We start from the raw sequence: 24,475 nt of genomic DNA on the forward strand, positions 1-24,475 counted from the left end.
AGTGCTGGCCGCGAATGCCGAAAAAATTCGGGCAGCGCTTGGCGCCTAGAGCAATTCCAGGAAAAGTGTGAGCGGTTTTCCGTCCGGAATTGCGTAAAACAAAGAGATAGAGCGGTTCGCCGTTTCCGTGAGAAACGGTGAAACGCTCTATCGGGCGCCAGTTCGCTTGGCCCTGTAGCTGCCGGGCGCCTCGCCCATCTCGCGCCGGAACCGGCGGTTGAAGGTCGACAGATCGTTGAACCCGGCATCGAAGGCGATGGTAGAGATTGCGGTCTCGCAGGTCCGCAACCGCACCGCAGCTCGGTGCAGCCTCGTCCTCAGCAGGAACTGATAAGGCGTCATGCCGGCAACCTGCCGAAACATACGCAGGAAATGAAACGGGCTGGTCGCCGTACCGTCGGCGAGCGCGCTCAACGACATCGGCCGTTCGGCATTGAGCTCGATCAGCCGCACCGCCTCGGCAACGCGTTTCTGGTCGCGCCGGCTTGGCGTTCGGGTCGCGCCGGCAGACCCGGTCGCGGCCGCGACCACTGCGCCGGCCATGCGCAAGCCGAATTCCTCGAACGCGTCGCTGTCGTCCGTCTCCCGCGCCGCTTCCGCCTCGGCGAGCAACGGCGCCAGCGCCGGCAAGGGCGGCAGGCGCGGATCGGCAAAGCCGAGCCGTTTCACGCCCGGCAGGTCGGCCACCACGCGCTCCAGATAGGCCGGCGAAAAATGAAAGGAGATGCAGCGGTCGCCGGCGCCGTGCTCATGCCCGCATTCGTAGCAGGCGCCGGGATTGCCGAGCAGGATGGCGCCCGGCGCCAGCATCGCCGTGCCCTGGCGCGTGCGATAGCGGAACGTGCCTGTGGTCACGGCGGCGACGCAGAATCCGCGATGCTCTTCCTCGAATGGCTTGTCGCCGGCGACGGCGGTGCAGACCACGTCGGACACCTGCCAGCCATGCCCGGAAGCCAGAGTTTTCTGCGCTGTCGTCATGCCTGAAAGATAGCAATTTTTCCCAAGCGACGAACCCTGCCGCGCGCCTATTGCTGGCCTTCTCCTGACAAACGAGGCAGCAGCAATGACCGATCCCTTCATCGAGGCCCTGCACAGCGACGGTCCCAGGCCGGACCTTGCCGAAAAACTGAAGCTCTATGGCCGCTTCATCGGCGCTTGGGCATTGGACGCCACACGCATTCTCGAGGACGGCACCAGGCTCACGGGGCGCGGCGAGGGGCATTTCGGCTGGGTCCTCGAAGGCAGGGCCGTGCAGGATGTCTGGATCCTGCCCGCGCGCGACGCGGCCCCCTCCCCGTCGCTCGGGCCGTGGACCTTCTACGGCACGACGCTGCGCGTCTACGATCCCGGCGCGGATGCCTGGCACATCTTCTGGAGCGACCCGCGCAACCAGTATTACAGCCGGCAGCTCGGTCGCGCCGAGGACGACACGATCGTCCAGGTCGGCGCGGACGGCACCGGTGCCTCGGTGCGCTGGAGCTTTTCGCGCGTCACCGAGAACTCGTTCCGCTGGCTCGGCGAGCGGTCGCATGACGGCGGCGCAAGCTGGCGCATGGAGGTCGAGTTTTTGGCGCGTCGAGCGACTCCAAGCTGAGCGATCAACGAGTTGCAATCATGGAGGAAACAATGCTCGATCATGTCTCGATCGGCGTCCGCGACGCCAGCGCTTCGAAACGCTTCTACGATGCTGCCCTTAAGCCGCTCGGCTATTCCTGCCTCAGCCAGTCTCCCGGTTCCCTCGGTTACGGCGCCCAAACAGTCCAGCTTTGGGTGAACGACGCCGGGCAGCCGGTTCCTGCCAACGCGGAGTCTGGCCTGCATTTCTGTTTCTCGGCACCGACGCGCGCCAATGTCGACGCCTTCCATGCCGCGGCATTGCGTGAGGGCGGCAAAGACAACGGTCAGCCCGGACTGCGCGCGGCTTACGGCGATAATTACTACGCCGCGTTCGTCATCGACCCGGATGGCTATCGGCTGGAAGCCTATTGCGGCAAAGCCGAATAGCCGGCTGATTTCCCTTCCCGCCTGTTTCCAGCGTCCGGGCTTTGCTCTACCAATTGCAGAGCTTGGGCTTGGCCCGGCGGGAGGGGACCAGCGATGCCGAGTTTCGACAGCCTGTTCAACGCCTTCGTCACCATCCTGGTGACCATCGATCCGCCGGGACTGGCGCCGCTCTTCCTTGCCGTCACGCGCGGCATGAACCGTGAGGAGCGCCAGCAGGTTTCGGTCCGTGCCTCGGTGATCGGCTTCCTGGTCATGGCGCTGTTTGCGGTGGCCGGCGCCTCGATCCTGTCGGTGTTCGGCATCACGCTGCCGGCCTTCCGTGTCGCCGGCGGCTTTCTCTTGTTCTTCATCGCCTTCGAAATGGTGTTCGAGCGCCGCCAGGACCGCAAGGAGAAGATCGGCGACGTCGCCATCACCAAGGACATGATCCACAACATCGCCGCCTTCCCGCTGGCGATCCCGCTGATCGCCGGCCCCGGCGCGATCTCGGCAACCGTGCTCTTGTCGGGACATTTCGAGGGTTTTGCCGCCCAGGCGGCCCTGGTCGGCATCATCTTCCTCTGCCTCGTCATCACCTATCTGGTGTTCGTGCTGTCGGAGCGCATCGACCGCATCCTCGGCCAGACCGGCCGCTCGATCCTGACGCGCCTGCTCGGCGTCATCCTCGCGGCGCTTGCCGTGCAGTTCGTGGCCGACGGCGTCAGGGCGCTGATGGCCGCTTGAGCAGTACCCTACTGCCTACTGCCTACTTCGCCGCCGTTTCGACCACTTCGAAATCATGCGTGAGCGTCGCCGTCTTCGCCATCATGGCGCTGGCCGAGCAGTATTTCTCGATCGACAGGTCGATCGCCCGTTTCACCTTGTCGTGCGACAGAGCCCGGCCCTTGACGATGAAGTGCATGTGGATGCGGGTGAACACTTTCGGGTCGGTCTCGGCCCGGCCGGCGTCGAGCTCGACCACGCAATCCTCGATCGCCTCGCGTCCTTTCTCGAGGATATGCACGACGTCATAAGCCGAGCAGCCGCCGGTGCCGATCAGCACCAGTTCCATCGGGCTCGGTCCAGGCGTGTGGCCATCCGGTCCATGCGCCGTGCCCAGCACCACCTTATGGCCGCTGCCGGACTCGCCGACAAAGGTGCGTTCCTCGACCCATTTGACGCGTGCTTTCACGATATCCTTCCTTGCGAAATTCCGGCCGTCTTATTGACCGAACACGACGGCGTGCATGATCCGGCCGGGCAACAGCGTGAAGATACCGGCGCCGACCAGCGCGAACAGATAAAGCTTGATCATGGCGCTTCGATGCGCGGCCACCTTGTGGGTGTGCGCGTACCACGCCGCCAGCGGCACAGTCACCAGCACCAGGATCGACAACAAATGGATCGGGCTGAACGGACCGACGAGCCGGATCTGCTGGATCCAGAAGCGCGACATGGCAATGACCAGCATCAGCGCCACCCAGGCATGGCCCAGCACGCGGTGTCGTGTCGTGCCTTTCGGCAACGCCAGTTGGGCGCCGCCGACGGCTAAAGCGGCGAAGGCCGCGAAGGCATGCCATGGGGGGCGGCGCCGACAGAAGCGGTCCGAGCGACATCGCGCCTCCCCTCAAATGCCCGTTTCGAAACGCTTAGAACGGGATCTCGTCATCCAGCTCGCGCGACGAGCCGCCGCCACCGCCGCCGCCCCTGGAACCACCACCGCCGCCGCCACGGCTAAAACCTTCATTCGGGCCGGACTGGCCGAAATCCGAGCCGCGGCTGCTGCCGCCGCCGGAATAATTGCCGACCTGGCCGCCGCCACCTTCGCCGCGCGCGTCGAGCATCTGCAATTCGCCGCGGAATTTCTGCAGCACGACTTCCGTCGTGTATTTGTCGGCACCGGTCTGGTCCTGCCATTTGCGGGTCTGCAGCTGGCCCTCGACATAGACCTTCATGCCCTTCTTCAGATACTGCTCCGCCACCTTGGCGAGCTGGTCGTTGAAGATCACGATATTGTGCCACTCGGTCTTTTCCTTGCGCTCGCCCGAGTTCTTGTCGCGCCAGCTTTCCGACGTGGCGATGCGGATGTTGACGACCGGATCGCCGGAATTCAGGCGGCGGATTTCAGGGTCCGCCCCGAGATTACCGACCAGAATGACCTTGTTGACGCTACCCGCCATCGTACTTCTCCTGCGCTTATCCGAAACAAATTTTAAGTCGCTCACCTTACAGCTTGCGGGCCGTCGCCGCCCGCAAAGGCTGGCTTTTCCCACAAGGTTTTTGTTCCCTTTTCGTTCTAGTCATAACCGCCCTTTCTGTCAAGGAATGTCAGCAAAGGCAGGGTCTGAACGTACATCTCGATATGGCGCTCAAATAGGAGCTTGCCAAATCAATAAGTATCGGCTTATGCTTTACCCATGATCGAAGCAGAGATTTTCCGCGCCCTGGCCGACCCGACACGACGCGCCGTCTACGAGCGGCTGACCGCCAGCGAGATGTCCGTGAGCGAACTGCGCGCCGGGATGAGCGTGTCGCAGCCGGCGGTCTCGCAGCACCTCGCCGTGCTGCGCGGCGCCGGCCTGGTGGTCGAGCGGCGCGCCGGTCGCAACGCCTATTACCGCGCCGATCCGCAAGGGCTCGATCCGCTGCTTGGCTGGGTCGAACGCTACCGCGCCTTCTGGCCGGAGCGCATCGAGAAGTTGAAGACCGTTCTGAAGGGAATGGACCAATGACGAAAGCAGAGAACCCGACAGCGACCGAGGCGCTCAACTTCGAATGCGACCTTCCTGACCCGCCGGAGAAAGTCTGGCGGGCGCTGACCGAGCCGGAGCTGCTCGCCGCCTGGATGATGCCGAACGACATCAAGACGGAAGCCGGCAATCATTTCACCTTTGCCGGACCGGATACGCCGATCGAGTGCGAGGTGCTCGAGGCCGAGCCCGGCAAGCTGCTGCGCTATTCCTGGCGCGAGCGGCCAAGCGCGAGCGATGCTGACGGGCTTCCCGCCTTCGGCAGCATCGTCACTTTCACGCTCGCCCGCACCGCCTTCGGCGGCACGCATCTGAGCATTGTCCATGACGGCTTCGTGCCGGTGGCGGAGCCTGTGCTTGCCGTTGCCGGCGCAGGCTGCGGACTCTCGCTTTACGCCCGCAAGTCTCCGACCGCCGCCAACGCGCCCAGCATGATGCTGCGCGCCGCCTGATCGAAAGGAACCCGTCATGAGCATTGCCAATCTGGTGCCGATGGTCATCGAGCAATCGAGCCGCGGCGAGCGCTCCTTCGATATTTTTTCGCGGTTGCTGCGCGAGCGCATCGTCTTCATCAATGGCGAGATCAACGACAACGTATCGGCGCTGGTCTGCGCCCAGCTTCTGTCGCTGGAATCGGACCATCCGGACAAGGAGATCTCGCTCTACATCAACTCGCCAGGCGGCATGGTAACCAGCGGCTTCGCCATCTACGACACCATGCAGTACATCTCGTGCCCGGTGTCGACGGTGTGCATGGGTTTCGCCGCCTCGATGGGCTCGTTTCTTCTGATGGCCGGCGAACCGGGTCGGCGCATCGCGCTGCCCAACACAAGGATCGTGCTGCACCAGCCGCTCGGCGGTTTTCAGGGCCAGGCTTCCGACATCCAGCGCCACGCCGAGGACATCGTGCGGACCAAGCGGCATATGACCGAGCTCTATGCCAGGCATTGCGGGCGCACTTACGAAGAGGTCGAACGCACGCTCGACCGCGATTATTTCATGAGCGCCGCGGAAGCGAAGGAATGGGGCCTCGTCGACCACGTCTACGACACGCGCAAGAAAGCGGCCTGACAATCGCGGGGCAGATGCGCGGCAATTTGATCGTCGCGCGTCTGGCATCGCTCCAGGCGCGTCCCTATAGTCCGCATATGACCAATCCGCTCCAGCCCAGGCATTTCTACGCCGCCCTCGCCGCGTTTGCCGCTGCGCTTGTTGCCGGCACCGCGCTCGCCGATGACAACTCGTCGCAGAAACTGCCCGGCGTCAGCAGCGACTACCGCATCGCCAAGCCGGCGCCGGAACCGGACGACGCGCAGCCAGCCGGCAGCGATGGCTCCTTCAAGATCGGCAACACCGATGTCAGGATCGGCGGCAGCATCACCATCGACATGGCGACCGGCGGCATGAAGCTGCCGAACCGCTGATAATCCTGCACAGAAATTTTATCGGATTGGCTGATACCCGTCAGCGCAATCCACACGACTGTGGCGATTGACTAAAGCGCCTCTCGACGTTGCGACGACTCCGGCCAACTGCGAACTTGTCATGACCGCAAAAAATGTAAGCCCCATCCCTGCTGTGCAGATGGATGGGGCTTCATGGATCTGAAATCCAACTTTAGCCGGGAGTGGACTGCCGGCGTTCTGTTTCGGATGCACCGCGGCTTTCAGCCGACGATCCGACTACGGTCTCTGATTGTTGGGATTCGGCAAGTCACGGTTTGTCGGGCTGGCGTTTCAAGTCTGCCCTGGCACTTATGCCCGCCGCGGCTCCATCTCGGTGTGGAGCCTCAAGGGACTGTCCGGTGGCGTCATGCTCCGCTCCTGGGTCCGTTGCGACAATGTCGTTCGAAGCGCAAATCGCTATCACCTGCGGCGTCTCGCAGGCCGCCTGTTGGGCGGCGAGGCCATCGAAAGACGGCCGGCTTCGTTGACGCTTTTGAGACTGCTCCCCTGGGCCCGGGACGTCAACCGTTGAATAGCCGGTTACCGAAAAATGTGATCGCCTGAACGTGCAGGTAAGTCCAGCGCCTCTGTGGATCAAGCGGCCGGCATCCGTGGCATTTGTTTCCCCGGTGCATGTGGCGATTGTTTCCACAGCGCTTGACGCGATTGTTTCCACAACGCTTTGTCAGGAGCGTGTTCGGCCTTTGTTCTTTCCGCTTGCCCACCCGCGCGAAAGGCGGTTAAACCCGTAATCGGCTTCTTCCGTCGAGATTGTGGCGTCTCTCGACGTGGCGGCGAAAATACCTACATAGGGGATGGCCGGGACGAACCCGCCCAATCCAGCAAATTCCAGATCTGAGGCGGCGACCGGCGATGGCCGACCATAAATACCTTTCCATTCGCGGGGCGCGCGAACACAATCTCAAGAACGTCGATCTCGACCTGCCGCGCGACAGCCTGATCGTCATGACTGGCCTGTCGGGATCCGGCAAGTCGTCGCTCGCCTTCGACACCATCTATGCCGAGGGCCAGCGCCGCTATGTCGAAAGCCTGTCGGCCTATGCCCGCCAGTTCCTCGAGATGATGCAGAAGCCGGACGTCGACCAGATCGACGGCCTGTCGCCCGCCATCTCGATCGAGCAGAAGACGACGTCGAAGAACCCGCGCTCGACGGTCGGCACGGTCACCGAGATCTACGACTATATGCGCCTCTTGTTCGCGCGTGTCGGCATTCCCTATTCGCCGGCCACCGGCCTGCCGATCGAGAGCCAGACGGTCAGCCAGATGGTCGACCGCGTACTGGCGCTGGACGAAGGCACCCGCCTGTTCCTGCTGGCGCCGATCGTGCGCGGCCGCAAGGGCGAGTACCGCAAGGAACTGCTGGAACTGCAGAAGAAGGGGTTCCAGCGCGTCAAGGTCGACGGCACTTTCTACGAGATCGCCGACGTGCCGGCGCTGGACAAGAAATACAAGCACGACATCGACGTCGTCGTCGACCGCATCGTCGTGCGTGGCGATCTGGCGACGCGGCTCGCGGATTCGATGGAAACGGCGCTCAAGCTCGCCGAAGGGTTGGCCGTGGCCGAGTTCGCCGACCGGCCGCTCGACGCCAGCCTGACCGGTGACGACGCCGTCAACAAGTCGAAGAACGAGACGCATGAGCGCATCCTGTTCTCGGAGAAGTTCGCCTGCCCGGTGTCCGGCTTCACCATTCCCGAGATCGAGCCCCGGCTGTTCTCCTTCAACAACCCGTTCGGCGCCTGCCCGACCTGCGATGGGCTAGGCAGCCAGCGCGCCATCGATCCCAACCTCGTCGTGCCCGACGAAAACCTTACGCTGCGCGACGGCGCCATCAGCCCGTGGGCGAAGTCGACCTCGCCCTATTACGCGCAGACGCTGGAGGCGCTCGGCAAGACCTATGGCTTCAAGCTCGGCGACAAGTTCAAGGATCTGAGCGCGGAGGCTAAAGAAGCCGTGCTGCATGGCACCGGCGAGCGCGAGATCACGTTCCAGTATGATGACGGCCTGCGCTCCTACAAGACCACCAAGACTTTCGAAGGTGTGATCCCCAATCTCGACCGGCGCTGGAAGGAAACCGAATCCGCCTGGATGCGCGAGGAGATCGAGCGCTTCATGTCGGCCACCCCCTGCCCCGCCTGCAACGGCTACCGGCTGAAGCCCGAGGCGTTGGCGGTGAAGATCGGCGGCAAGCACATTGGCGAAGTCACCGAGCAGTCGATCCGCAAGGCCGACCAGTGGTTCACCGACCTGCCCGCTCAGCTCAACGACAAGCAGAACGAGATCGCGGTCCGCGTGCTCAAGGAAATCCGCGAGCGGCTGCGCTTTCTCAACGACGTCGGCCTCGATTACCTGACCCTGTCGCGCAATTCCGGCACGCTGTCGGGAGGCGAGAGCCAGCGCATCCGGCTCGCCTCGCAGATCGGCTCGGGCCTGACCGGCGTGCTCTATGTGCTGGACGAGCCGTCGATCGGCCTGCACCAGCGCGACAATGCGCGCCTGCTCGATACGCTGAAGCATCTGCGCGACATCGGCAACACGGTGATCGTCGTCGAGCATGACGAGGACGCCATCCTGCACGCCGACTATGTCGTCGACATCGGTCCGGCGGCCGGCATCCATGGCGGCCACGTCATCGCGCAAGGCACGCCGCAGCAGATCATGGCCACACCCGCCTCGATCACCGGCAAGTACCTGTCGGGCGAGCTCGAAGTGATGACGCCCGCGGTGCGCCGCGAAGCGAAGAAGAACCGGCGCATCAAGGTGGTCGGCGCGCGCGGCAACAATTTGAAGAACGTGACGGCCGAGATCCCGCTCGGCACTTTCACCGCAGTCACCGGCGTGTCCGGCGGCGGCAAGTCGACCTTCCTGATCGAGACGCTGTTCAAGGCGGCCTCGCGCCGCATCATGGGCTCGCGCGAGCATCCGGCCGAGCATGACCGCATCGAGGGGCTGGAATTCCTCGACAAGGTCATCGACATCGACCAGTCGCCCATTGGGCGGACCCCGCGCTCCAATCCGGCGACCTATACCGGCGCCTTCACGCCGATCCGCGACTGGTTCGCGGGCCTCCCCGAAGCCAAGGCGCGCGGCTACCAGCCGGGCCGCTTCTCCTTCAACGTCAAGGGTGGCCGCTGCGAGGCCTGCCAGGGCGACGGCGTCATCAAGATCGAGATGCACTTCCTGCCCGATGTCTACGTCACCTGCGACGTCTGCCACGGCAAGCGCTACAACCGCGAGACGCTGGACGTGCTGTTCAAGGGCAAGTCGATCGCCGACGTGCTCGACATGACGGTCGAGGAAGGCGTCGACTTCTTCTCTGCGGTGCCCGGCGTGCGCGACAAGCTGGAGACGCTGAAGCAGGTCGGCCTCGGCTACATCCATATCGGCCAGCAGGCGACGACGCTTTCGGGCGGCGAAGCGCAGCGCATCAAGCTCGCCAAGGAACTGTCGCGCAAGGCGACCGGCAAGACGCTCTACATCCTCGACGAGCCGACCACCGGCCTGCATTTCCACGACGTCGCCAAGCTCTTGGAAGTGCTGCACGAGCTGGTCGACCAGGGCAACACGGTGGTGGTCATCGAGCACAATCTCGAGGTGATCAAAACCGCCGACTGGGTGCTCGATCTCGGCCCCGAGGGTGGCGACGGCGGCGGCGAGCTGGTCGCGTCGGGCACGCCGGAGGCCATCGTGCGCGAGAAGCGCAGCTACACCGGTCAGTTCCTCAAGGGGCTTCTGGAGCGCCGCCCCGGAGGCAAGCGCGAAGCGGCGGAGTGATGACGGAAAACGGCCTCGTTTCCGTCGAAAGCCGTTTCGGCGTGGCCGAAACCATCGACCAATTGGTCGACACGGTGACGCGTGCCGGATTGCGCATCTTCGCTCGCGTCGACCATGCCGCCGGCGCGCGTGAGGTCGGAGCGGCGCTTCGCCCGACGGAATTGTTGATCTTCGGCCATCCGAAGGGCGGCACGCCGTTGATGCAGGATCGCCAGTTGGCCGGTATCGACCTGCCGATCAAGGCGCTGGCCTGGGAGGACGAGCAAGGCAAGGTCTGGCTGTCCTACAACGACGCGCATTGGCTGGCCGAGCGCCATGGTCTTGGCGATGCCAGCCGCGATGCCGTCGCGGCGATTGCCACCGGCATGAAAAAGGTTGTCGCGGCCGCTGCTGGAGTGGATCAATCGTGAGACTGGCCCGCCTCGACGATCTCGCCGCCGTTGTCGCTCTGAGTGCGAATGCCTATGCGCCTTACACGCCCATCTTTGGTGGACCGCCTGTCCCGGTCACCGAGGATTACGCGCCGCGCATCGAGCGTGGCGAAGTCTGGCTGCTGGAAGAAGACTCAAACCTCGCCGGATTGATCGTGCTCGAGCATCATCCCGACCACGCCATGATCTTCAGCGTCGCCGTCGCGCCGGCCTTCCAGGGCAGGAAGCTCGGCATCAGATTGCTCGGCTTCGCCGACGAGCAGGCGCGGTCATGGGGCGTGCCGGAGGTGCGGCTCTACACAAATTCGCGCATGGAGCGGAACATCGCGCTCTATTCCGCCTACGGCTATCGCGAAACGGGTCGCCGGCCTAACCCGTACCGGCCAGGGTGGATCCTGGTCGACATGGTGAAGACGGTCGACCGAGCGGCCTGACCGCATTTTGAACGGAGGAGGAAGACAATGAGCCAAGGAACGATCCGCTCCGGCATGGGCGGCTGGACTTTCGAGCCCTGGGACACCTCCTTCTATCCGGAGAAGCTCGCCAAGGCCAAGCAGCTGCAATACGCCAGCCGCCAGGTGCCGAGCATCGAAGTCAACGGCACCTATTATTCCAGCTTCAAGGAGCCGACTTTCGTCAAATGGGCCAACGAAGCGCCGGAGGGCTTCGTCTTCTCGCTCAAGGGCAACCGCTTCGTCACCAACCGCCGCGTGCTCGGCGAAGCCGGTGAATCGATGATGCGCTTCCTGGGCTCCGGCGTCGCCGCGCTCGGCGAGAAGCTCGGTCCGATCCTGTGGCAATTCGCGCCGACCAAGAAATTCGACGCCGACGATTTCGAAGCTTTCCTCAAACTCCTGCCCGAGAAGCAGGATGGCGTGCCTTTGCGCCATGCGCTGGAAGTGCGCCACGACAGCTTCATCGTGCCGGAATTCCCGGCGCTCGCTCGAAAATACAAAGCCGCGATCGTCTATGCCGACCACGCCAAATATCCGGCGATCGCCGACGTCACCGGCGATTTCGTCTATGCGCGGCTGCAGACAGGCAGCGACGACAACCCCGATTGCTACACGCCAAAAGGCCTCGACGAATGGGCGGGACGGGTGAGGACCTGGGCGCAAGGCAAGCAGCCGGCCGACCTGCCGCGCGCCGATCCCAAGACCGATGCGCCGGTCAAGCCGCGCGACGTGTTCGCCTACTTCATCACCGAAGGCAAGGTGCGCGCGCCGTTCGGCGCCATGGCGCTGATGAAGCGGATGGCAGGCTGATAAGGGGCGAATGCCGCAATCTTCGCGGCGATCGTAACGCAATCGATACTTCCTTGCTGCACTAATGGACCTACGTCAGGTTGCAGAAGCCCGGCGCCGGCAAGGACGCGTGCATGCTGCTCGACTACAACTCATTGCTTCTGGCCGTCGGCTTCTCCGCCGCCTGCCTCAGCCTCACGCTGTTCGGAACCTGGCTGGCCGCGCGCTCCGACAGGTTCCTGCTGACCTGGGCAATCAGCGTGCTGGTCGTGGTGGTCGAAGTCTTTGTCTACGACGCCTATATCGAGAGGCCCGGAACGGCCCTTGGCGTGGCGACGCTGGCGCTGTTGCTGCTCGGCTTCTCGGTCATGCTGGGCGCCGCCCATCAATTCAGGACCAGGCGTTCGCCTTTGCCGCTTATCGCGCTCGGCGCCGGCATTTCCTATGCTCTCGCGCTGCCGCCGATGGCGTTCGGCTATGACGGTTTGGGATTCATGCTGGAAAACGCGCTGGCCGCGCTGCTGCTGTTCGGCACGGCGTATGAATATTGGCGGGGCCGCGCGGAAGCGCCCGTTCATCTCATCGGCGTGGCGCTGCTCTATTCGCTGACGGCCGCGTCCTTCGTGGCATGCGCGGCCGTGCTGGCATGGGACGGCAGGCTGGTCCTCGGCCATGCGCCGAGCAATTGGGCGGAGGATCTGAGTCTCGTCATCGTCATCGCCTCCATGACCGGCATCGGCGCCTTGTCGCTGGCGCTCAACCAGGGGCGGCTTGCCCGCCATCATCAGCGAGAAGCGCAAACCGATGCGCTAACCGGGCTGCTCAACCGCCGCGCTTTGTTCGACCTGCACGGCAAAAAGCCCGTCGGCGCTTTCACGGCTGTGGTGGTGTTCGACCTCGACGGTTTCAAGGCAATCAACGACCAGTTCGGCCACGCTGCGGGAGACCAGGTGCTGAAGGTCTTTGCCGAAGTGCTCTCTGCCGATCTGCGCCCGCACGACTCCGTCGCCCGCATGGGCGGCGAGGAATTCGCCATGGTGTTGAGGCGCACCTTGCCCGAGGCCGCCGAGGCCACGGCCGAACGTGTCAGGGCCGCGTTCGCCGCACGTGCGGTCGAGACCGAGACCGGGCCGCTGCGCTGCACGGTCAGCGCCGGCTTTGCATTTGGAAGCACAGATAGCATGAGCTTCGACAAAGTGCTCAGCGCCGCCGACAAGGCGCTCTATGCCGCCAAGCGCGGCGGCCGCAACCGCGTCCTTGATTTCCGCCGCGCCGGTTGAGTTTTACCGCCGCGTGCGAACTCTCAATGGTGTGAGATCACGTCATTGAAGGCGTCGAGATCGACGTAGAAGACCTTGGTCATTTCGCCCAGCAGATCATCCTCGTCATAGCCTTGCGACATCAGGATGTTGATCGCGGTCATGATATCGACGCGATCGGTGAGCCGCCGCTTCTGGTAGTCCTCGACAAAACGTTCCATCGCCATCCCCTGGCACGAATCTTTTTGGACGCGTTGACCGACAATCACTGCGGGGAAAGCTAGGCAGGCTTGCTTGCGTGGAACTTGCGGGCGGTGTGCGCGCCTTCCCCCTCATTCGCGACTGGTACGGAAAGCGGCCGACTCACCAAGGCCAGGAAAAGACTAGCATGCGATGTTCGACGCACCAGAGCCGCCGAACACTTCGTCATCCTTGGGCGTAGCGACGCGGAGCGGAGCGAAGACCCAGGGATCCATGCCGTTACTTGGACGCGTCACCAACGGTGCGGAATTTGGGGTGGTAGGAGCGAGGTTGAATGGCCAATATTCCGCACCGCCGCATCCGGCATCGGTCATGGCATGGATCCTTGGGTCTACGCGGCGTCGCCACGCTCCTTGCTTTGCTCAAGGATGACGACCGGCGCTATACCGTCAGGAACTTCCGCACATCCGCCCGGTCGAGATCCTCGGCTGGCCCGGTATGCACGATCTGGCCGCGATCCATGATGTTGACCTCGTCGGCAAGTTCCCGGCAGAAGTCGAGATACTGCTCGACCAGAAGCACGGCGATCCCCGCCCGGTCGCGCAGGTAGCGTATGGCGCGGCCGATATCCTTGATGATCGAAGGCTGGATGCCTTCGGTCGGCTCGTCGAGCACCAGGAGTTTCGGCCGCATCACCAGCGCCCGGCCTATGGCGAGTTGCTGCTGCTGCCCGCCGGAAAGGTCGCCACCACGGCGGCCCAGCATCTGCTTCAAGACCGGAAACAGCTCGAAGACATGTGCTGGAACATTACGGTCCGCGCGCCTGAGTGGCGCGAAGCCGGATTCCAGATTCTCGCGCACCGTCAGCAGCGGAAAGACCTCCCTGCCCTGCGGCACGAATGCGATGCCCGACCGGGCGCGATCATACGCCGCGCTCCGGTCGAGCGCCTTCCCCTCGAAGGCAACGCTTCCGCTCGTCAGCCGGTGATGGCCGACGATCGATCTCATCAAACTGGTCTTGCCGACGCCGTTGCGGCCGAGCACGCAGGTGATCTTGCCGGCACCCGCCTTCAGCGAGACGCCGCGCAGCGCCTGGGCGGCGCCGTAGTGAAGCGTGGCATTGGAGACTTCGAGCATGGTCAGCTCCTTCTCCAGCGCTTCAGGAAAGCGAAATCGAAACGGTAAAACGGAATCCGCCAGACCATGCTCATCGCCCCAGATAGACTTCGACGACACGCTCGTCCGCCGAGACGAAATCGAGCGTGCCCTCCGACAGCACCGAGCCCTCGTGCAGGCAGGTGACCTTGACGCCGAGCTCGCGCACGAAATGCATGTCGTGCTCGACGACGACGACCGAATGGTCGCGGGCGATGTCCTTGAGCAGCCGCGCGGTCTCCTCGGTCTCGGCATCGGTCATCCCGGCGACCGGTTCGTCGACGAGCAAGAGTTTTGGGTCCTGCGCCAGCAGCATGCCGATCTCCAGCCACTGCTTCTGGCCGTGGCTTAGATTGGCGGCGAGCTCGCCGCGTTTGTCGCCGAGCCGGATGACGCCGAGGATGTCGTCGATGCGCCGCGTCTCGGCCGCCGAGCGGCGATGGAAGAGCGCGGGGAAGATCGAGCGCGGACCTTTCAGCGCCAGCATCAGATTATCCTCGACGCTATGGCTCTCGAAGACGGTCGGCTTCTGGAACTTGCGGCCGATGCCCATCATTGCGATCTCGGCCTCGTCATGCCGGGTGAGATCGACCTGGCCGTCGAAGAACACCTCGCCTTCGTCCGGCCGCGTCTTGCCGGTGACGATGTCCATCATGGTCGTCTTGCCGGCGCCGTTGGGTCCGATGATCGCCCGCATCTCGCCTTTGTCGAGCACCAGCGACAGGTTGTTGATGGCGCGAAAGCCGTCGAAGGAAACCGAGACGCCGTCGAGATAGAGGATGGTGTTCGACTTGCTCATGATCGCTCACTCCGCCGGCTGCGGTTCGGCGCCGGCGGCGGACCAGGCACCCGGTGTCCTTGCCGCCGAGCGCACGATCCTCGGCTCCGGCGCCTGCGGATCGGCGCCGGCTTCAGCTGCGAGCGAAGCCGCTCGCAGCGCCTTGGCCTGGCTGCGCCAGGCATCCCACATGCCGACGACGCCCTTGGGCAAAAGCAGCGTGACGGCGACGAATAGCCCGCCCAGCGCGAACAGCCAGAATTCCGGCAGCACGCCGGTGAACCAGGATTTGCCGGCATTGACGAGCAGCGCGCCGATAATCGGGCCGACGATGGTGCCGCGCCCGCCGACCGCGGTCCAGATCACCACCTCGATCGAGTTGGACGGCTCGAACTCACCAGGATTGATGATGCCGACCTGCGGCACGTAGAGCGCGCCGGCGATGCCGGCCATGATGGCCGAGACTGTGAAGGCGAAGAGCTTGACGTCCTCGGCCCGCCAGCCGAGGAAACGGGTGCGGCTCTCGGCATCGCGCACCGCCATCAGCAGCTTGCCGTATTTGGAACGCACGATCGCTGCCGCGACGAAGACGGCAAGCGCCAGCGTGACCGCGCTCGCCGCAAACAGCGCCGCACGCGTCGCGTCCGCCTGCACGCTGAAGCCGAGTATGTCCTTGAAATCGGTCAGGCCGTTGTTGCCGCCAAACCCCATGTCATTGCGGAAGAAGGCGAGCAGGAGCGCATAGGTCATCGCCTGTGTGATGATCGACAGATAGACGCCGGTGACGCGGCTGCGGAAGGCGAACCAGCCGAACACGAAGGCGAGCAGGCCCGGCACCGCAAGCACCATGAGCACCGCGAACCAGAAATGATCGAAGCCATGCCAGAACCAGGGCAGCTCCTTGTAGTTCAAGAACACCATGAAATCGGGCAGGATCGGATTGCCGTAGACGCCGCGCGAACCGATCTGGCGCATCAGATACATGCCCATCGCATAGCCGCCGAGCGCGAAGAAGGCGCCGTGGCCGAGCGAAAGGATGCCGCAATAGCCCCAGACCAGGTCGAGCGCGAGCGCCAGCAGCGCGTAGCAGAGATATTTGCCGACCAACGCCACGATATAGGACGGGATGTAAAAGGCGCTTTGCGGCGAGACCGCCAGGTTGAGCAGCGGCACGATGATGGCGGCTGCCAGCAGGGCGAGGATCGTGACGGCGATGCGGCGGTCGGCCAAAAAGAAGCGCTGCGCGATCATGCTTCCACCGCCCTGCCCTTCAGCGCGAATAGGCCGCGCGGGCGCTTCTGGATGAACAGGATGATCAGCACCAGGACAACGATCTTGCCGAGCACCGCGCCGGCATAGGGCTCGAGGAACTTGTTGACGATGCCGAGCGAGAAGGCGCCGACCAACGTGCCCCACAGATTGCCGACGCCGCCGAAGACCACGACCATGAAACTGTCGATGATGTAGCCGCGGCCGAGATTGGGCGAGACATTGTCGATCTGGCTGAGCGCCACACCCGCGATGCCGGCAATGCCGGACCCGAGCGCGAAGGTCAGCGCATCGACCCATGGCGTCTTGATGCCCATCGAGGCGGCCATGCGGCGGTTGGCGGTGACGGCGCGCATCTGCAGGCCCCAGGGCGTGCGCTTCATGACGTAGAGCAGCACGCCGAACACCAGGAGCGCGAACACCAGGATCCACAGCCGGTTCCAGGTGATGGCCAGCTGGCCGATATCGAACGAACCCGACATCCAGGACGGGTTGCCGACCTCCTGGTTGGTCGGCCCGAAAATGCTGCGCACCGCCTGCTGCAGGATCAGCGAGACGCCCCAGGTGGCCAGAAGCGTCTCCAGCGGTCGCCCATAGAGGAAGCGAATGATGCCGCGTTCGATCGCCAGCCCGACCAGCCCCGCGACGAGGAAGGCGAGCGGCAGCGCGATGACCAGCGACCAGTCGAACAGGCCAGGGAACGAAGTGCGGATCACTTGCTGGACGACGAAGGTGGTATAGGCGCCGAGCATCACCATCTCGCCATGCGCCATGTTGATGACGCCCATGACGCCGAAGGTGATGGCAAGGCCGATCGCGGCCAGCAGCAGCACCGATCCCAGCGAAATGCCGTACCAGATGTTCTGGCCGGCATCCCAGAGCGCCAGCTTGGAGTCGATGTGGCCGATCGCGGCGGTGGCCGCGTCCTTGACCGTACCCTGGGCGCTCGCCTCGGCGGAGGTGAGCAACGAAAGCGCGTCGCGATCGCCGCGCGCCGCGATGACCGAGACGGCAGCGAGCTTGTCGGCTTCGGGCTTGTCGGACACCAGTACCGACGCCGCGCGCGCCTGCTCGAACAAAGCCTTGACGCCGGGATCGGTCTCCGCGGCGATCGCGGCATCGAGCGGCTCGATGTTCGCCGCGTCGGGCGTCTTGAACATGGTCGCGGCGGCGGCCAGGCGCACGCTCGCGTCCTTGGCCCGCAACGTCAGCGAGCCCAGAGTGTCGCGGATGGTGCGACGAAGCCCGTTGTTGACCTTTATCTTGGTGAGGTCGGTCTTGGCGGCGTCGGCTGCTTTTTCGCCGCTTAGGGCATCGAGCAATTCGATGCCGTCTCCCGCCTCCTTGCCGATAAAGACCTGGGAATCAGCCTTGCGGATATAGAGATTGCCATCGGCGAGCGCCGACAGCGGCTTTTCGACGGCGGAATCGCCGCTGGCCGCCAGCTCGCGCACGATCGCTTCGGTGGCCGAGAAATTGGCGGCTGTCGCGAATTTGGCGATGGTCGCGCGAAGATCGGCATCGGCGGCCTTCGACGGCAGCAGGCCTGCCATCGTCAGCAGCAGCGTCAAGCCAATCGCGCGCAACAGGATCATCAGCTTTCAGCGGATCTCAAAGGTTTAGGTTTCTGCCCGGGCAGGACACGAAGGCCCCGCCCGGGCCGCGGTCTCGGATCGCAGGGCCACGCCGCGACCCGACAGACCTGGGAGGATCAGTTGGTGCCCTTGCCGCCGCACTTGCCGGTGGCGACGTTGAAATTTCCGCAGCTGAGCGGCGCGCGCCAATCGGAGATCAGGTTCTTGGAATCGGGCAGGTAGTCGGACCACTCGTCGCCCATGACCAGGCCAGGCGTCTGCGAGACGGTCTCGAACTGGCCATCGGCCTGGATCTCGCCGATCAGCACCGGCTTGGTGATGTGATGGTTGGGCATCATCGTCGAATAACCGCCGGTCAGGTTCGGCACCGAAACGCCGACCATGGCGTCGATGACCTTGTCCGGATCGGTGGTGCCAGCCTTCTCGACCGCCTTCACCCACATGTTGAAGCCGATGTAATGGGCTTCCATCGGGTCGTTGGTGGTGCGCTTGTCGTTCTTGATGAACTTGTGCCAGTCGTCGATGAACTTCTTGTTCTCCGGCGTGTCGACGCTTTCAAAGTAGTTCCAGGCGGCGAGATGGCCGACCAGCGGACCGGTGTCGAGGCCGGCCAGTTCTTCCTCGCCGACCGAGAAGGCCATGACCGGGATGTCCTCGGCCTTGATGCCTTGGTTGCCGAGTTCCTTGTAGAACGGCACGTTGGCGTCGCCGTTGACGGTCGAAACCACGGCCGTCTTCTTGCCGGCCGAGCCGAATTTCTTGATCGCAGAAACCTCGGTCTGCCAGTCGGAGAAGCCGAACGGCGTGTAGTTGACCATGATGTCCTCGGCCGGAACGCCCTTAGCCTTCAGATAGGCCTCGAGGATTTTGTTGGTGGTGCGCGGGTAGACATAGTCGGTGCCCTCGAGCACCCAGCGCTTCACCGAGCCGCCATCGGCGCTCATCAGATAATCGACCGCCGGGATGGCTTGCTGGTTCGGCGCCGCGCCGGTGTAGAAGACGTTGCGCTCGCTCTCCTCACCCTCATACTGGACGGGGTAGAACAGGATGTTGTCGAGTTCCGAGAACACCGGCAGCACCGATTTGCGCGACACCGAGGTCCAGCAGCCGAACACCGCCGCGACCTTGTCCTTCGAGATCAGCTCGCGCGCCTTTTCGGCGAAGAGCGGCCAGTTGGACGCCGGATCGACGACCACCGCTTCCAGTTTCTTGCCGAGCAGGCCGCCCTTGGCGTTCTGCTCGTCGATCAGCATCAGCATGACGTCTTTCAGCGTCGTCTCCGAAATCGCCATGGTCCCCGACAGCGAATGGAGGATGCCGACCTTGATCGTGTCCTCGGCCGCCCTTGCGGAAGCCGACGCCAGCAGACCGGCCGCGACGACGCCCGCTGACAGGATTTTCGTTATTTTCGCGAAGTTACCCCTCATATGACACACTCCCAAGCATGGTTGTTTGCATCGCAACATAGACTGTGCAAGCGACGTGCCAGACGGGGATGGGTCGGACGGAATTTCAGGATAGCGAAGAGATTACAATTGGTTACAAGGTAGCCGGAAACTTTCCGCATCCGCTGCGATGCAGCAGGTTGAGAAAAGTTTACGCAACGCTGCCTAGATTTTGCCCAAATTGTAAAAATGCTTAAACATTCATCATTCAGGCAAATCAGCCCGATTGGCCCTGTTGCAGGCTCACGACAAAATGGGGCAAGGTCGCAGCAAACGAGCAACGTGATGGCCCTGCGAACGATCCTGACTTTCCTGCTTCTCGTGTCCGCCGCCGGCGGCGCCCGCGCCGACTTCACCGACGGCAAGCTCCCTGACGGCGTCTATCACTGCGAGGTCTACCTGCTCGGCCTGTTCCTCAACCTCGGCGACATCACCATAAAGGGCAACCTCTATAGCGGCCCGGTGACCTTCGGCGCCGCGCCGCCGCCTTACAATTACCAGATGAACCCCAACGGCGAGATCAGTTGGCTTGGTCCGCTCGGCGGCTACACCAGCGGCGGCAATTCGATCTCGATGAGCCAGGCGACGCTGGACGACCCGAGCGGTCCCTCCTTCGACATCATCATGAAGCAGCAGGACGGCGCCTTCACGGCCTCGACCTGCACCAAAAGATAGCCCGCACAAAAAAGGCGCGGAACCCTCGCGGGTTCCGCGCCAGCAGGCAGTCGGGAGGACCAACGCAATTCCAGGAAAAGTGGGTAGCGGTTTTCCGTCCGGAATTGCGTCAAACAAAGTAGCTGGAGCGGGTCGGCGGTTACGCCGAACCGCTTCAGATGGTCTTGGCCGACATCTGGGCTGCGATGTAGTCGGCCTGGCGGATCGCCAGCGTCACGATGGTCAGCGTCGGGTTTTCCGCCGCGCCGCTGGTGAACTGGCTGCCGTCGGAGACGAACAGGTTCTTGATGTCGTGCGACTGGCCGTGCTTGTTGACGACGCCGTCCTGCGGCTTCTCGCTCATCCGGTTGGTGCCGAGATTGTGGGTGGACGGATAAGGCGGCGTCGGGAAGGTCCTGGTCGCGCCGACGGCGGCATAGAGCGCCTGACCCTGCTTGTAGGCATGATCGCGCATCGCCTCATCGTTCGGGTGGTCGTCGAAATGGACGTCGGCGATCGGCATGCCGTGCTCGTCCTTCTCGTCCTTGTGCAGCGTGATGCGGTTCTCCTCGCGCGCCATGTCCTCGCCGACGATCCAAAGGCCCGCCATATGGTCGTAATGGTCGAGCGCCGTGGTGAAGGAGCGGCCCCAGCCGCCGGGATTGAGGAAGGCCGCCATGAACGGGAGGCCGAGCGACAGCGTCTCCATCTCATAGCCGCCGACGAAGCCGCGCGAGGGGTCATGGCGCGCCTCGTCGCGGATGATGCCGGCCATGGTGGTGCCGCGATACATGTGCACCGGCTTGTCGAAGATGGCGTAGACCGAGCCGGTGGTATGGCGCATGTAGTTCTTGCCAACCTGCCCCGACGAGTTGGCGAGCCCATGCGGGAATTTGGACGATTCCGAATTGAGCAATAGGCGCGGGCTCTCGATCGAGTTGCCGGCGACCGCGACGATGCGGGCCTTCTGCTCCTGCAGCTTGCCGTCCTTGTCGGCATAGACGACGCCGGTCACCTTGCCCGAAGCGTCATGGTTGATCTTGATCGCCATCGCGTTCGGCCGCACCTCCAGATGGCCGGTCGCCTCGCCCTTCGGGATTTCGGTGTAGAGCGTCGACCATTTGGCGCCCCATTTGCAGCCCTGGAAGCAGAAGCCGGTCTGCTGGCAGGAATTGCGGTCGTCGCGCTCCACCGAATTGATGGCCATGTTGCCGGTGTGGCATTCCTTGTAGCCGAGCTTGTCGGCGCCGGCCTTGAGCACCTTGAAGTTGTTGTTGCCGGGCAGCCGCGGCCAGTTGTTGGTGCCGGTCACGCCCATCTTGGTCTCGGCCTTGGCGTAATAGGGCTCCATTTCGGCCAGCGTCACCGGCCAGTCGAGAAGGTTCGCGCCCTTGACCTTGCCGTAGGTCGAGGCCGTCTTGAACTCATGCTCCTGGAAGCGCAGCGAGGCGCCTGCCCAGTGTGTGGTCGAGCCGCCGACCGACTTGACGATCCAGGCCGGCAGGTTCGGGAAATCCTTGGCAACCCGCCAGTCGCCCGAGGTGGTGCGCTTGTCCTTCCAGGCGAGCTGGGCAAAGGAATCCCACTCGTCGTTGATGAAGTCCTCATATTCGTGGCGGGCGCCCGCCTCGAGGATGACGACGTCGATGCCTTTCTGCGCCAACTCGTTGCCGAGCGTGCCGCCGCCGGCGCCGGAGCCGATGATGACGACCACGCCGTCGTTATTGAGATCAAATGATGCTGCCATGGTTTCCTCCCATGAATCTGTAGAAATACGGTTCGGGACAGAGCGGCTTACAGCCACTCGATGTCGTTGAAGCCGCGCGCGATGTAGCCGCCCTTGGAGTAGGATTCGCCTTCGTAGCCGAAGATCGGCCACACCTCCTTCTGGTTGTAGAGGCTGACGACAAGACCGCCGCGCACCGCCTGGAAGAACGGCGTCTTCTCGATGCCGGTGAGCAGCGCCACCCGCTCCTCTTCCCAGCCGAGCCCGCGATAGCCGCCCTTGCCGGCCTTCTTGTCGAGCTCGGCGATGCCTTTCTCGATCAACTCCTTGTGGGCCGGGTCCTTGGCGGCCGTCTCGTCGTGCCCCTTGACGGCAATGGCGTAATATTTGTCCGGCACCTGGTCGTGCGGATAGATGTCGCGCGCCATCTGGATGAGCGTCGCCATCGTCTCGGGCTTCAGCGTCGCGGTTTCCAGACCCCAGGCATGTTCTGGGCTGATGACGGCGCTGCCGGAGATGATGAGCAGCGCGCCCGCGCCGCCGCGCTTGAGAAGCTCGCGCCGCGAAAGCCCAATCTTCCTCTCATCGACCGGTTTCTTCTCGTATACTGTGACCATTGTTTCCTCCCTGCTTGCTGTTCGCACCCAAAGGGTGCCGTTGCTGGCGCCGCGCCTGTGCGCGGCCAATATCTCCTATTGGAAGCGCCCTCCCCGCTGCAGGACCTCGATCTTGTAGCCGTCGGGATCCTCGATGAAGAAGAATCGGGCGATCAGCGCCCCGCCGTGGTTGAACTCGACGATCTTCTTCGGATTGAGACCGAGCGCGCCGATCCGGTCATGCTCGCTGTCGAGATCGGCGACCGAGACGGCAAGATGGCCGTAGCCGTCGCCGAGCGCATAGGGCTCGGTGCGTCCCTTGTTCACGGTCAACTCCACCTCGAAGGGCGAGCTGCCATTGCTGAGATAGACGAGCGTGAAGGTCTCGAAATCGAGCCGCTGCGCAACCTCGAGGCCAAAGGCCCTGTTGTAGAAATCGACGGACCGTGCCTCGTCGAGAACCCTGATCATGGAATGGATCGTCTTCGCCAAATCGGACTCCGCAGTTCTTCATGCTCTCGAAGCTGATTATGCGCGCCGGCGAAAAAAGGTGGTGGCAGCCGATTACCACGCGTGGGGCTGGAAAACGGCTACTGTCGCTCCAGTTTTAGCTGCATGTCGCCCAAAACTGTGCCGCGGTTTTGGGGAACGACATGCAGCAGACAAAGGCTTGAAACGCGTCGCGCCGAAAGGGATTCGAGCGGCGCGCTTTAAGGACGAAAGTCCGATTGCCGTTGCCGGCTATCGGATCGAAGATGACAGACGCAGGCAGTGTTCAAAAAGGCGCCAGCCAACTCAATAGGCGCCCAAGACAAACAACAACGGGAGGTACCGATGTGCAGAGTCTTTGCTGGGCAGGATCCGGAAGGTTACCGGCAGATCAACAGGTCGATCCGCATCGACGGCCATTCGACCAGCATCCAGCTAGAGGCGACATTCTGGGGTCTGCTTGACGAGATCGCCGAGAGCCAGGGACTGACGACCCCGAAATTCATCTCCAAGCTCTACGATGAGGCAATCGAGATCAACGGTCAGATCCCGAACTTCGCCTCCATGCTGCGCACGACCTGCGCGCTCTATCTGCGCGGCCACCGGCCCAACGCCGAGGACCAGGCTGCATTGAAGCGGGAAGCTGCCTGACCAGCGACGCGGGTTAATCCTGCTGGACAAGCCCAGGGCGTGGAACAATCCGCGCCGACGTCTATCTAAAACGCAGGCACAACGGACAACGACGACAGGCCCAACTCGCGGTTGATGATTGGCTTGACGGACAGTCTATCTTTCCGCAGGCTGTCAACAAATCGAGCTATGCGGCTTAAAGCTTACGCGATTTGTCATCTTTAACTTGGGAATAACTTCCCGAGGGGGCACGTTTATTTTCGAGGGACCTAATATGAGCCATCGCTATCCTATCCGGGTGAATCGGCGTCTTTTCCTCTCCTCCGTTGCTATGCTCACGATCACCGCTCCAGCGGTGAGCCTTGCGCGAACCATCTCAGGCGCGCTGCCCTGGGAGCCCATGACTTCGGATCCGCCGATGCAGGTGGTCCCGGGAGGATGGCAGTTCTTCACGCCGCAGGAGGCGGCTCTGGTCGAGGCCATCGTCGACAGGCTCATCCCGCATGACGACCTCAGCATCGGCGGCAAGGAAGCCGGCTGCGCCGTCTACATCGACCGGCAGTTGGTGGGCGCCTTCGGGACATCGAGCCGGCTCTACACGCAAGGGCCGTTCAAGCCGGCATTGCCGACACAAGGCTACCAGGGCGAAGCCAACCCGGCGCAGCGCTATCGCGCCGGACTTGCGGCCATCGACGCATTCCTCAAGCAACGCGACGGCAAGACGTTCGTGGAGCTCAAGCCCGAGGATCAGGATGCGTTCCTGACCGCGATGGAGACGGGCAAGATCGAGCTGCCCAATGGGGTCAAGGGCCCTGGATTCTTCGGACTAATGCTGCAGAACACGATGGAAGGCTTCTTCGCCGACCCGGTCTATGGCGGCAACAAGGACATGGTGTCGTGGCGCATGCTTGGCTTTCCGGGTGCCCGCTACGACTACCGCGATCACGTCGCCAAGCACAATCAGCCCTACCCGCAGCCGCCGGTTTCGATCACCGGGCGCCCGGAATGGCTCGGCAAGGGAGCTTGATCC

29 protein-coding genes are annotated in these 24,475 nt (G+C 63.3%); 16 read left to right on the forward strand and 13 right to left on the reverse strand.

What is annotated here, in order from left to right; translation table 11 throughout:
* Window positions 1-147: 147 nt before the first annotated feature.
* Window positions 148-978: an AraC family transcriptional regulator gene (locus tag FJ471_RS24505; RefSeq protein ID WP_140807305.1), complete on the reverse strand. Its 831-nt coding sequence runs from the start codon at window positions 976-978 to the stop codon at window positions 148-150.
* Between the two features lie 85 nt (window positions 979-1,063).
* Here FJ471_RS24505 and FJ471_RS24510 point away from each other — a divergent pair, with 85 nt between their 5' ends.
* The 3 genes from FJ471_RS24510 (at window position 1,064) to FJ471_RS24520 (ending at window position 2,727) form a co-directional block, all read left to right on the forward strand.
* Window positions 1,064-1,594 carry a hypothetical protein gene (locus FJ471_RS24510; protein WP_140807306.1) on the forward strand — a complete coding sequence of 177 codons (531 nt, stop codon included), beginning with the start codon at window positions 1,064-1,066 and terminating at the stop codon, window positions 1,592-1,594.
* 32 nt (window positions 1,595-1,626) lie between these two features.
* Window positions 1,627-2,004, forward strand: coding sequence for a VOC family protein (locus tag FJ471_RS24515; protein WP_140807307.1), 378 nt, complete (start codon window positions 1,627-1,629; stop codon window positions 2,002-2,004).
* A 93-nt stretch (window positions 2,005-2,097) separates the two neighbouring features.
* Window positions 2,098-2,727: a MarC family protein gene (locus tag FJ471_RS24520; protein WP_126082577.1), complete on the forward strand. Its 630-nt coding sequence runs from the start codon at window positions 2,098-2,100 to the stop codon at window positions 2,725-2,727.
* A 22-nt stretch (window positions 2,728-2,749) separates the two neighbouring features.
* Here the strand turns inward: FJ471_RS24520 and FJ471_RS24525 are convergent, their stop codons facing one another.
* From FJ471_RS24525 to ssb, 3 genes are all read right to left on the reverse strand, one after another.
* Window positions 2,750-3,175 (reverse strand): OsmC family protein, encoded by a 426-nt coding sequence (locus FJ471_RS24525; RefSeq protein ID WP_140807308.1) that lies wholly within the window; start codon window positions 3,173-3,175, stop codon window positions 2,750-2,752.
* A gap of 30 nt (window positions 3,176-3,205) precedes the next feature.
* Complete coding sequence (locus tag FJ471_RS24530; protein ID WP_348643363.1) at window positions 3,206-3,508, reverse strand: DUF2306 domain-containing protein; 303 nt, start codon at window positions 3,506-3,508, stop codon at window positions 3,206-3,208.
* Window positions 3,509-3,632: 124 nt separating this feature from the next.
* The gene (gene ssb, locus FJ471_RS24535; RefSeq protein WP_140807309.1) at window positions 3,633-4,163 is read right to left on the reverse strand and encodes a single-stranded DNA-binding protein; all 531 of its coding nucleotides are present in this window, start codon (window positions 4,161-4,163) and stop codon (window positions 3,633-3,635) included.
* Window positions 4,164-4,400: 237 nt separating this feature from the next.
* Between ssb and FJ471_RS24540 the strand changes: the two genes are divergently transcribed.
* The 9 genes from FJ471_RS24540 (at window position 4,401) to FJ471_RS24580 (ending at window position 12,928) form a co-directional block, all read left to right on the forward strand.
* A complete protein-coding gene (locus tag FJ471_RS24540; protein ID WP_127863847.1) occupies window positions 4,401-4,715 on the forward strand; it encodes a metalloregulator ArsR/SmtB family transcription factor in 315 nt (104 codons plus the stop codon).
* Window positions 4,712-5,185, forward strand: coding sequence for an SRPBCC domain-containing protein (locus FJ471_RS24545; protein WP_140807310.1), 474 nt, complete (start codon window positions 4,712-4,714; stop codon window positions 5,183-5,185). The genes FJ471_RS24540 and FJ471_RS24545 overlap by 4 nt, the downstream gene beginning before the upstream one ends.
* A gap of 16 nt (window positions 5,186-5,201) precedes the next feature.
* The gene (locus tag FJ471_RS24550) at window positions 5,202-5,804 is read left to right on the forward strand and encodes an ATP-dependent Clp protease proteolytic subunit (protein ID WP_140807311.1); all 603 of its coding nucleotides are present in this window, start codon (window positions 5,202-5,204) and stop codon (window positions 5,802-5,804) included.
* A 77-nt stretch (window positions 5,805-5,881) separates the two neighbouring features.
* Window positions 5,882-6,157 carry a hypothetical protein gene (locus tag FJ471_RS24555; RefSeq protein ID WP_140807330.1) on the forward strand — a complete coding sequence of 92 codons (276 nt, stop codon included), beginning with the start codon at window positions 5,882-5,884 and terminating at the stop codon, window positions 6,155-6,157.
* Between the two features lie 894 nt (window positions 6,158-7,051).
* Window positions 7,052-9,973, forward strand: a complete 2,922-nt coding sequence (gene uvrA, locus FJ471_RS24560; RefSeq protein WP_140807312.1) for an excinuclease ABC subunit UvrA — start codon at window positions 7,052-7,054, stop codon at window positions 9,971-9,973.
* Window positions 9,973-10,383 (forward strand): DUF302 domain-containing protein, encoded by a 411-nt coding sequence (locus FJ471_RS24565; RefSeq protein WP_181179697.1) that lies wholly within the window; start codon window positions 9,973-9,975, stop codon window positions 10,381-10,383. The genes uvrA and FJ471_RS24565 overlap by 1 nt, the downstream gene beginning before the upstream one ends.
* Window positions 10,380-10,838 (forward strand): GNAT family N-acetyltransferase, encoded by a 459-nt coding sequence (locus FJ471_RS24570; RefSeq protein WP_140807314.1) that lies wholly within the window; start codon window positions 10,380-10,382, stop codon window positions 10,836-10,838. Before FJ471_RS24565 ends, FJ471_RS24570 begins: the two co-directional genes overlap by 4 nt.
* A 27-nt stretch (window positions 10,839-10,865) precedes the next feature.
* Entirely contained in the window at window positions 10,866-11,669 is an 804-nt protein-coding gene (locus FJ471_RS24575; protein ID WP_140807315.1) for a DUF72 domain-containing protein, read from the forward strand.
* A gap of 113 nt (window positions 11,670-11,782) precedes the next feature.
* Window positions 11,783-12,928 (forward strand): GGDEF domain-containing protein, encoded by a 1,146-nt coding sequence (locus FJ471_RS24580; RefSeq protein ID WP_140807316.1) that lies wholly within the window; start codon window positions 11,783-11,785, stop codon window positions 12,926-12,928.
* 23 nt (window positions 12,929-12,951) lie between these two features.
* Here the strand turns inward: FJ471_RS24580 and FJ471_RS34910 are convergent, their stop codons facing one another.
* The 6 genes from FJ471_RS34910 to urtA form a co-directional block, all read right to left on the reverse strand.
* The gene (locus tag FJ471_RS34910) at window positions 12,952-13,128 is read right to left on the reverse strand and encodes a hypothetical protein (protein ID WP_181179699.1); all 177 of its coding nucleotides are present in this window, start codon (window positions 13,126-13,128) and stop codon (window positions 12,952-12,954) included.
* Window positions 13,129-13,549: 421 nt separating this feature from the next.
* Window positions 13,550-14,245 (reverse strand): urea ABC transporter ATP-binding subunit UrtE, encoded by a 696-nt coding sequence (gene urtE / locus FJ471_RS24585; protein WP_140807317.1) that lies wholly within the window; start codon window positions 14,243-14,245, stop codon window positions 13,550-13,552.
* 70 nt (window positions 14,246-14,315) lie between these two features.
* A complete protein-coding gene (urtD, locus tag FJ471_RS24590; RefSeq protein WP_140807318.1) occupies window positions 14,316-15,062 on the reverse strand; it encodes an urea ABC transporter ATP-binding protein UrtD in 747 nt (248 codons plus the stop codon).
* A 6-nt stretch (window positions 15,063-15,068) separates the two neighbouring features.
* Complete coding sequence (gene urtC / locus FJ471_RS24595; RefSeq protein ID WP_140807319.1) at window positions 15,069-16,292, reverse strand: urea ABC transporter permease subunit UrtC; 1,224 nt, start codon at window positions 16,290-16,292, stop codon at window positions 15,069-15,071.
* Window positions 16,289-17,905, reverse strand: coding sequence for an urea ABC transporter permease subunit UrtB (gene urtB, locus FJ471_RS24600; RefSeq protein WP_140807320.1), 1,617 nt, complete (start codon window positions 17,903-17,905; stop codon window positions 16,289-16,291). Before urtB ends, urtC begins: the two co-directional genes overlap by 4 nt.
* 116 nt (window positions 17,906-18,021) lie before the next feature.
* Complete coding sequence (gene urtA / locus FJ471_RS24605) at window positions 18,022-19,332, reverse strand: urea ABC transporter substrate-binding protein (protein ID WP_140807321.1); 1,311 nt, start codon at window positions 19,330-19,332, stop codon at window positions 18,022-18,024.
* Between the two features lie 303 nt (window positions 19,333-19,635).
* On the opposite strand from urtA, the gene FJ471_RS24610 reads away from it, so the two are divergent.
* Window positions 19,636-20,025: a hypothetical protein gene (locus FJ471_RS24610; RefSeq protein ID WP_140807322.1), complete on the forward strand. Its 390-nt coding sequence runs from the start codon at window positions 19,636-19,638 to the stop codon at window positions 20,023-20,025.
* 154 nt (window positions 20,026-20,179) lie between these two features.
* Here the strand turns inward: FJ471_RS24610 and FJ471_RS24615 are convergent, their stop codons facing one another.
* From FJ471_RS24615 to FJ471_RS24625, 3 genes are all read right to left on the reverse strand, one after another.
* Window positions 20,180-21,751: a GMC family oxidoreductase gene (locus FJ471_RS24615; protein WP_140807323.1), complete on the reverse strand. Its 1,572-nt coding sequence runs from the start codon at window positions 21,749-21,751 to the stop codon at window positions 20,180-20,182.
* A 47-nt stretch (window positions 21,752-21,798) separates the two neighbouring features.
* Window positions 21,799-22,347, reverse strand: a complete 549-nt coding sequence (locus tag FJ471_RS24620; protein ID WP_140807324.1) for a gluconate 2-dehydrogenase subunit 3 family protein — start codon at window positions 22,345-22,347, stop codon at window positions 21,799-21,801.
* 75 nt (window positions 22,348-22,422) lie between these two features.
* Window positions 22,423-22,818, reverse strand: a complete 396-nt coding sequence (locus FJ471_RS24625; protein ID WP_140807325.1) for a VOC family protein — start codon at window positions 22,816-22,818, stop codon at window positions 22,423-22,425.
* Here FJ471_RS24625 and FJ471_RS34915 point away from each other — a divergent pair.
* From FJ471_RS34915 to FJ471_RS24635, 3 genes are all read left to right on the forward strand, one after another.
* Window positions 22,796-23,128, forward strand: a complete 333-nt coding sequence (locus FJ471_RS34915; RefSeq protein WP_181179703.1) for a hypothetical protein — start codon at window positions 22,796-22,798, stop codon at window positions 23,126-23,128. The genes FJ471_RS24625 and FJ471_RS34915 overlap by 23 nt on opposite strands.
* 32 nt (window positions 23,129-23,160) lie before the next feature.
* Window positions 23,161-23,466 carry a ribbon-helix-helix domain-containing protein gene (locus FJ471_RS24630; RefSeq protein ID WP_040987133.1) on the forward strand — a complete coding sequence of 102 codons (306 nt, stop codon included), beginning with the start codon at window positions 23,161-23,163 and terminating at the stop codon, window positions 23,464-23,466.
* Window positions 23,467-23,863: 397 nt separating this feature from the next.
* A complete protein-coding gene (locus FJ471_RS24635; RefSeq protein WP_348643365.1) occupies window positions 23,864-24,472 on the forward strand; it encodes a gluconate 2-dehydrogenase subunit 3 family protein in 609 nt (202 codons plus the stop codon).
* Window positions 24,473-24,475: the final 3 nt, after the last annotated feature.

Source organism: Mesorhizobium sp. B2-7-1, from assembly GCF_006440735.1.
In the GTDB taxonomy this organism is placed as follows: domain Bacteria; phylum Pseudomonadota; class Alphaproteobacteria; order Rhizobiales; family Rhizobiaceae; genus Mesorhizobium.

Coding starts and splice junctions, on each gene's coding strand:
- FJ471_RS24505 (WP_140807305.1), bottom strand. CDS start 978: ATGACGACAGCGCAGAAAACTCTGGCTTCCGGGCATGGCTGGCAGGTG.
- FJ471_RS24510 (WP_140807306.1), top strand. CDS start 1,064: ATGACCGATCCCTTCATCGAGGCCCTGCACAGCGACGGTCCCAGGCCG.
- FJ471_RS24515 (WP_140807307.1), top strand. CDS start 1,627: ATGCTCGATCATGTCTCGATCGGCGTCCGCGACGCCAGCGCTTCGAAA.
- FJ471_RS24520 (WP_126082577.1), top strand. CDS start 2,098: ATGCCGAGTTTCGACAGCCTGTTCAACGCCTTCGTCACCATCCTGGTG.
- ssb (WP_140807309.1), bottom strand. CDS start 4,163: ATGGCGGGTAGCGTCAACAAGGTCATTCTGGTCGGTAATCTCGGGGCG.
- FJ471_RS24540 (WP_127863847.1), top strand. CDS start 4,401: ATGATCGAAGCAGAGATTTTCCGCGCCCTGGCCGACCCGACACGACGC.
- FJ471_RS24545 (WP_140807310.1), top strand. CDS start 4,712: ATGACGAAAGCAGAGAACCCGACAGCGACCGAGGCGCTCAACTTCGAA.
- FJ471_RS24550 (WP_140807311.1), top strand. CDS start 5,202: ATGAGCATTGCCAATCTGGTGCCGATGGTCATCGAGCAATCGAGCCGC.
- FJ471_RS24555 (WP_140807330.1), top strand. CDS start 5,882: ATGACCAATCCGCTCCAGCCCAGGCATTTCTACGCCGCCCTCGCCGCG.
- uvrA (WP_140807312.1), top strand. CDS start 7,052: ATGGCCGACCATAAATACCTTTCCATTCGCGGGGCGCGCGAACACAAT.
- FJ471_RS24565 (WP_181179697.1), top strand. CDS start 9,973: ATGACGGAAAACGGCCTCGTTTCCGTCGAAAGCCGTTTCGGCGTGGCC.
- FJ471_RS24575 (WP_140807315.1), top strand. CDS start 10,866: ATGAGCCAAGGAACGATCCGCTCCGGCATGGGCGGCTGGACTTTCGAG.
- FJ471_RS24580 (WP_140807316.1), top strand. CDS start 11,783: ATGCTGCTCGACTACAACTCATTGCTTCTGGCCGTCGGCTTCTCCGCC.
- FJ471_RS34910 (WP_181179699.1), bottom strand. CDS start 13,128: ATGGAACGTTTTGTCGAGGACTACCAGAAGCGGCGGCTCACCGATCGC.
- urtE (WP_140807317.1), bottom strand. CDS start 14,245: ATGCTCGAAGTCTCCAATGCCACGCTTCACTACGGCGCCGCCCAGGCG.
- urtD (WP_140807318.1), bottom strand. CDS start 15,062: ATGAGCAAGTCGAACACCATCCTCTATCTCGACGGCGTCTCGGTTTCC.
- urtC (WP_140807319.1), bottom strand. CDS start 16,292: ATGATCGCGCAGCGCTTCTTTTTGGCCGACCGCCGCATCGCCGTCACG.
- urtB (WP_140807320.1), bottom strand. CDS start 17,905: ATGATCCTGTTGCGCGCGATTGGCTTGACGCTGCTGCTGACGATGGCA.
- urtA (WP_140807321.1), bottom strand. CDS start 19,332: ATGAGGGGTAACTTCGCGAAAATAACGAAAATCCTGTCAGCGGGCGTC.
- FJ471_RS24610 (WP_140807322.1), top strand. CDS start 19,636: ATGGCCCTGCGAACGATCCTGACTTTCCTGCTTCTCGTGTCCGCCGCC.
- FJ471_RS24615 (WP_140807323.1), bottom strand. CDS start 21,751: ATGGCAGCATCATTTGATCTCAATAACGACGGCGTGGTCGTCATCATC.
- FJ471_RS24620 (WP_140807324.1), bottom strand. CDS start 22,347: ATGGTCACAGTATACGAGAAGAAACCGGTCGATGAGAGGAAGATTGGG.
- FJ471_RS34915 (WP_181179703.1), top strand. CDS start 22,796: ATGGAATGGATCGTCTTCGCCAAATCGGACTCCGCAGTTCTTCATGCT.
- FJ471_RS24630 (WP_040987133.1), top strand. CDS start 23,161: ATGTGCAGAGTCTTTGCTGGGCAGGATCCGGAAGGTTACCGGCAGATC.
- FJ471_RS24635 (WP_348643365.1), top strand. CDS start 23,864: ATGCAGGTGGTCCCGGGAGGATGGCAGTTCTTCACGCCGCAGGAGGCG.